Origin of the sequence: Ferruginibacter sp. (genome assembly GCF_031430955.1) — a bacterium.
Classification (GTDB): Bacteria; Bacteroidota; Bacteroidia; order Chitinophagales; family Chitinophagaceae; genus Ferruginibacter.
Map to the genome: position 1 here is coordinate 1 of NZ_JANPCM010000034.1, position 5708 is coordinate 5708.

Annotated in this window: 5 protein-coding genes; 3 read left to right on the forward strand and 2 right to left on the reverse strand. The window is 36.3% G+C overall.

Annotated elements, in window-relative coordinates; genetic code table 11:
• The first annotated feature begins 260 nt into the window (after nt 1-260).
• Nucleotides 261-1244, forward strand: coding sequence for a 6-phosphofructokinase (pfkA, locus tag ACY65O_RS00975; protein WP_462218978.1), 984 nt, complete (start codon nt 261-263; stop codon nt 1242-1244).
• Between the two features lie 50 nt (nt 1245-1294).
• Complete coding sequence (gene pyk, locus ACY65O_RS00980) at nt 1295-2785, forward strand: pyruvate kinase (RefSeq protein ID WP_462218979.1); 1491 nt, start codon at nt 1295-1297, stop codon at nt 2783-2785.
• A 50-nt stretch (nt 2786-2835) separates the two neighbouring features.
• On the opposite strand, the gene ACY65O_RS00985 is transcribed toward pyk, so the two are convergent.
• Both ACY65O_RS00985 and ACY65O_RS00990 read right to left on the reverse strand, forming a co-directional pair.
• Nucleotides 2836-3261: a DUF1761 domain-containing protein gene (locus ACY65O_RS00985; protein WP_462218980.1), complete on the reverse strand. Its 426-nt coding sequence runs from the start codon at nt 3259-3261 to the stop codon at nt 2836-2838.
• 136 nt (nt 3262-3397) lie between these two features.
• Nucleotides 3398-3868 (reverse strand): nuclear transport factor 2 family protein, encoded by a 471-nt coding sequence (locus ACY65O_RS00990; RefSeq protein WP_462218981.1) that lies wholly within the window; start codon nt 3866-3868, stop codon nt 3398-3400.
• A gap of 47 nt (nt 3869-3915) precedes the next feature.
• Here ACY65O_RS00990 and ACY65O_RS00995 point away from each other — a divergent pair.
• On the forward strand, nt 3916-5708 hold a 1793-nt coding region (locus tag ACY65O_RS00995), incomplete at its 3' end, for a CocE/NonD family hydrolase (RefSeq protein ID WP_462218982.1).

Genomic DNA, 5708 nt, shown 5'->3' on the forward strand with positions numbered 1-5708 from the left:
GTATAAAGAAAATTTATAAAAAATTAAATCTCTGTCACTGTATATTTTTTAGTGAGATAAAAAATATATGGCCTCAAAAATTAAAATTTTATTATTTAAAGATAAAAAAACGGCAGCTTATAATATTTTTTTAACTATGCAAACCTTTGCAGCTTTATTTGTACTAATAATCTTTCAACAATTTGTTGATAAATAACTGCATGGGTTTTAGTGTGTACGTACAACACAAAAAATTGAGCCCTTTAACTTATCTTTGGCGTATGGAAAAGAAAGTTACAAAAATTGGTGTACTTACTTCCGGCGGCGATAGTCCGGGCATGAATGCCGCTATCCGTGCAGTTGTGCGTACCGGAATTTATCATGGAATGGAAGTTTACGGAATTATGAGGGGTTACAGCGGTATGGTGGAAAATGAAATTGTGAGGATGGAAAGTAAGAGTGTGGCCAACATTATACAGCGTGGCGGCACCATTTTAAAAACATCACGTTGCAAAGAATTTTTTACGCCTGAAGGCAGAAAAACTGCTTATGAAAATTTAAAAAAACATGGCATTAACGGGCTGATAATTATTGGTGGCGATGGCAGTTTTAGAGGCGCCCAAATTTTCAGCAACGAGTTTGATATCCCCTGCATTGGCCTGCCCGGCACTATTGATAAAGATATTGCCGGCACCGATTTTACTATTGGTTTTGATACTGCAGTAAACACCGCTGTAGAAGCTATTGATAAAATAAGGGATACTGCAGATGCACACGACCGTTTATTTATTATTGAAGTAATGGGCCGTGATGCAGGATATATTGCCTTGCACAGCGGTATTGCAACGGGTGCTGAAAATATTTTAATTCCTGAAAGAAAAACAATAATAGATGATATTATTAAAGCCCTGGAAGAAAAAGAACGCCGCCATAAATTAGTAAACTTAATTGTAGTGGCCGAAGGTGAAGAATTTGGTGGTGCTGATGAAGTGGCTAAAGTTATTAAAAAACGTTTACCCCAGCAGGAAGTAAGGGTTTGTATTTTGGGCCATATACAAAGAGGCGGAAGCCCCAGTTGCATGGACAGGTTAATTGCAAGCCGCATGGGTTATCATGCAGTGGAATGCTTAATGGAAAACAGGCACAATGTTTTTGTGGGCATTGTAAATAATAAAATGAATTATACACCGCTTAACGAGGCCGTAAAGAAAAAACAACGGATAAGTGAAGAGTGGATGACGGTGGTAAAAATATTATCGTCGTAGTAAAAACATAACACTTTCCCTTATCAAATAACCAGTATCATTAAAAAATTATGAGTAAAAATCTTACACAATACCTGCACCACCAAATGGATAAACAGGCGGGGCTTGAACACTCTCAAAAAAGAACAAAAATTGTTGCTACTGTTGGGCCGGCATGCGATACCTACGATAAACTGTTAGCACTCGTAAAAGCCGGTGTAAATGTTTTTCGTTTAAATTTTTCTCATGGTGCTTACGAAGCCAAATCGCAAATAATACAATACATCCGTGAAATAAATAAAAAAGAACCTTACAATATAGCCATACTTGGCGATTTGCAGGGCCCTAAATTACGAGTGGGAGAACTGGAAGGCGGCAGTTTAGAATTAAAAGAAGGCGATGAAATTATTTTAACTACTGAAAAAATTGTAGGCACAAAAAGTAAAATTTATGTGAGCTATCAAAATTTGGCCACTGATGTAAAGCCCGGCGAACGCATTTTTTTTGATGATGGAAAAATGGAAGTGGAATTAAAAAAAGTATTGAATGATAAAGAAGTTTTAATAAGGGTTAGCTTAGGCGGAACACTGTTACCCAAAAAAGGTGTAAACCTGCCCGATAGCGAATTAACCATGCCCTCACTTACACCAAAAGATATTGAAGACCTCGAATTTATTATTGATAATAATTTAGATTGGGTGGCACTTTCTTTTGTAAGAAAAGCAATTGACATTACCGATCTTAAAAAAAGAATTAAAGCCAGGAACAGCAAAATAAAAGTTATTGCTAAAATAGAAATGCCTGAGGCATTAAAAAATATCAGGGATATTATTGTGGAGAGCGATGGCATTATGGTGGCCCGTGGCGATCTGGGTGTGGAAGTACCTATTGAACAGGTGCCTATTATTCAAAAAGATTTAATACGCAAATGCATGCACCGGGCAAAACCGGTAATTGTGGCTACGCAAATGATGGAGAGTATGATGGAGCGTACCAAGCCCAACCGCAGTGAAGTTACCGATGTGGCCAATGCAGTTTTAGAAGGTGCAGATGCGGTAATGCTGAGTGGCGAAACTGCCATGGGAGATTACCCGACTTTGGTAGTGGAAATGATGAGCAAAATTATTTTAGAAGTTGAAAGAACGGTGTATGATTATGACAGGGATGATATTTTAAAACCACAACCGCATTCGCCTTCTTTTTTAAGCGATGCAGTTTGTTACAGTGCCTGCAAACTGGCGCAGGATACAAAAGCTGCTGCTTTAATTGGTATGACGCAAAGTGGCTACACCGGTTTTATGCTCAGCAGCTACAGGCCAAAGTCTCCATTGTATATTTTTAGTAAAGAAAAAACATTAATTAATCAGCTTAGCCTAAGCTGGGGCGTTAGGGCAATTTATTATGCCGAAGAAGAAAGTTTGGATGATATTATTTATGATGAAATAGAAATATTAAAACAACGGGGATTTTTAAAAACCGGCGATGTGGTGGTGAATACCGGCAGCACACCTGTTGATCTGCATCTGCCAACAAATATTTTAAAAGTATCTACGGTAGAATAAATTTTAAAGCTGTAAGGCTTTAAAACCTTACAGCTTTATTAAATAATTATTTACATCCAGCTGCAGATTATTATACCTGCAATAATATTGCCCACAATGGCATAGCCTGCATTTATTAAAAATAAACTCAAGGGTTTTTTCTCGTATAAATAATTTACACCAACAGAAGCTGCACTAAAGCAACAGCCAACAAGGGCACCTAATTTCAAACCTCCCATCCAGCCTGCTCCACGTATACCAATCCGTTCGGCCAATATTGCAATAGCAAGGCTTTGCACAAGCATTAATACAAACGAGCCGCCAAACATAAGCCCCATACCTTTTTTCGCATCCGGATTATTTACATCAATTTTTAAATCGGCAATCCAGCGTTTAGCAAATAAAATTTTAGAATACCACAATGCACCTAAAGCAAAATAAGCCAATGCTGCTACTAAAATGGCAGGCCAGTTTAAATAATCAAAAAGATTTCCCATGATTAATTGTTTTGGTTAAGAATATTTTCAGAAAAGTACAACCTGTTTTGCTGATATACAATAGGGGATTTTTATAATAGGTTATCTTAATAAGACAATCGTAGTTTTAATAATTTATCCTGCAAACAAATATTTATTACGCCTGCTGCATATATTTCAGCAAATTTTTCTTTGCACCATTTTTTATTTTGTTTTGAAAAAATTTATTCCAGCCCAGCAGCCAGCCACTAAAGCCCAGTGCCTGTGCACTCCATTTATGTAAACTAAAAGCATCGCTGTGTTCAATAATTTTACCCTCAGCAAACTTCATATTGGCCCTTACTTTATTTATCACTTTTTTTCCTGTTTTGCTAAATGTATAAGTGGCTACCCAATCGCAGGTGCTGAACTCTTCATCCAAATGAATGATATTGCCATAGTTTAAAGAAAAGTCTTTAGCATTTTTACAAAGCATGGCCCACATCGATCTTGCCTCGTTGCCCCGCAATAATCCAAACACCGGATCAAAGAAAACAATATCATCGCTGTAGCAACTGTTCATGCCTGCAGCATCCAATTTATTAAATGCAGTATAAAATTTATTGATCAGTTCTTCATTATTTGCCATGATAAACGATTTAGATTCGTTAAATTTAACCCTCAAACAATTATAAAATGAAAAAATATTTTTTGTTCTTCCTTTTTTTATCCCTTTCTTTTTTAAAAATAACAGCCCAAAATAAAGATTCTGTTTGGGTAAGAGAAAATTATTATAAAATTGAACGCCTGTTACCTATGAGAGACGGCAGTAAATTATTTACTGCATTTTATATCCCTAAAGATTCATCTGCAAAACATCCTATACTTTTTAAACGTACGCCTTATACCTGTTCGCCTTACGGAGAAGATAAATTTAATGCCGCTCTTTATAATACTTACTGGATAAATTATTTAAAAGAAGGCTACATCATCGCCATACAGGATGTTCGTGGTAAATGGATGAGCGAAGGAAATTTTGTGGATGTAAGGCCTTTTAATCCCAACAAAAAAGGAAAAGAATTTGATGAAGCCAGCGATACTTATGATGCAATTGAATGGATGATAAATAATATTCCGGCTAACAACAAACGTGTAGGTGTATTTGGTATTTCTTATCCAGGCTTTTACAGTACCATGGCGGCTTTAAGCAATCATCCGGCATTAAAAGCAGTTAGTCCCCAGGCACCAGTTACCGATTGGTTTCAGGGAGATGATTTTCATCACAACGGTGCATTTATGCAAATGGATGCTTTTAATTTTTACAGCGGTTTTGGAAAACCAAGGCCTAAACCAACAATAGTGGGTGAAAAAGGTTTTAATATTCCTTCTCAGGATAATTATGATTTCTTTTTAAAGACCGGCGCCTTAAAAAATTTTAGTAAAATAATGGGCGACAGTATTGCATTTTGGAAAGATTTAATAAATCATCCCAATTATGATGACTGGTGGAAGGCAAGAAATGCAAGAAACTTTGTAACTAATATAAAACCTGCCATGCTTATTGTTGGTGGATTGTTTGATGCAGAAGATTGTTTTGGTGCATGGAGTTTATATAAAGCTATTGAAGAAAAAAATAAGAATACCGATAACCGTTTGGTGATGGGGCCATGGTTTCATGGTGGCTGGGGCGGCAGAAGCGAAGGCAGTTATTTAGGTAACGTAAGGTTTGGAAGTAAAACAAGTGAATACTATCAGCAAAATATAGAAATACCTTTTTTTAATTTTTATTTAAAATTAAAAGGCACAGTGCATGATATTGCTGAAGCCAATATTTTTTTTAGTGGAGAAAATGAATGGAAAAGATTTGAGCAATGGCCACCAAAAAATATTGAGTACTCTAACGCATTTTTAAATGCCGGTAACGATCTTATGTTGGCAATGCCAGAAATGGATACCACAAAAAAAATGAAAGCATTAAAAAAAGATGACAATAAAAATTATGATGAATACATCAGCGATCCGTTTCACCCAGTTCCTTATACCGAAGATGTACATTTAGACAGAACAAGAGAATATATGACCGACGACCAGCGCTTTGCAAGCCGCAGACCCGATGTATTAACTTTTAGTACAGGAGTTTTAAATGAAGATATTACATTGGCTGGTCCGTTAGTTGCCGATTTAATGGTAAGCATTAGCACCACCGATGCAGATTTTGTGGTAAAACTAATTGATGTTTTTCCCGATGAATTTAAATACGATGAAACAGTTTTTGGAAAAGGTAATGGTGCAATGTATCCTATGGGTGGTTATCAAATGTTGGTTCGTGGTGAAATTATGAGAGGTAAATTCCGTAACAATTTTGAAAAGCCGGAACCATTTGTACCTAATAAAATTACACCCGTAAAATATACTCTGCCTGATGTGGCCCACACTTTTAAAAAAGGCCATAAAATTATGATACAAATACAAAGCAGCTGGTTTCCTGT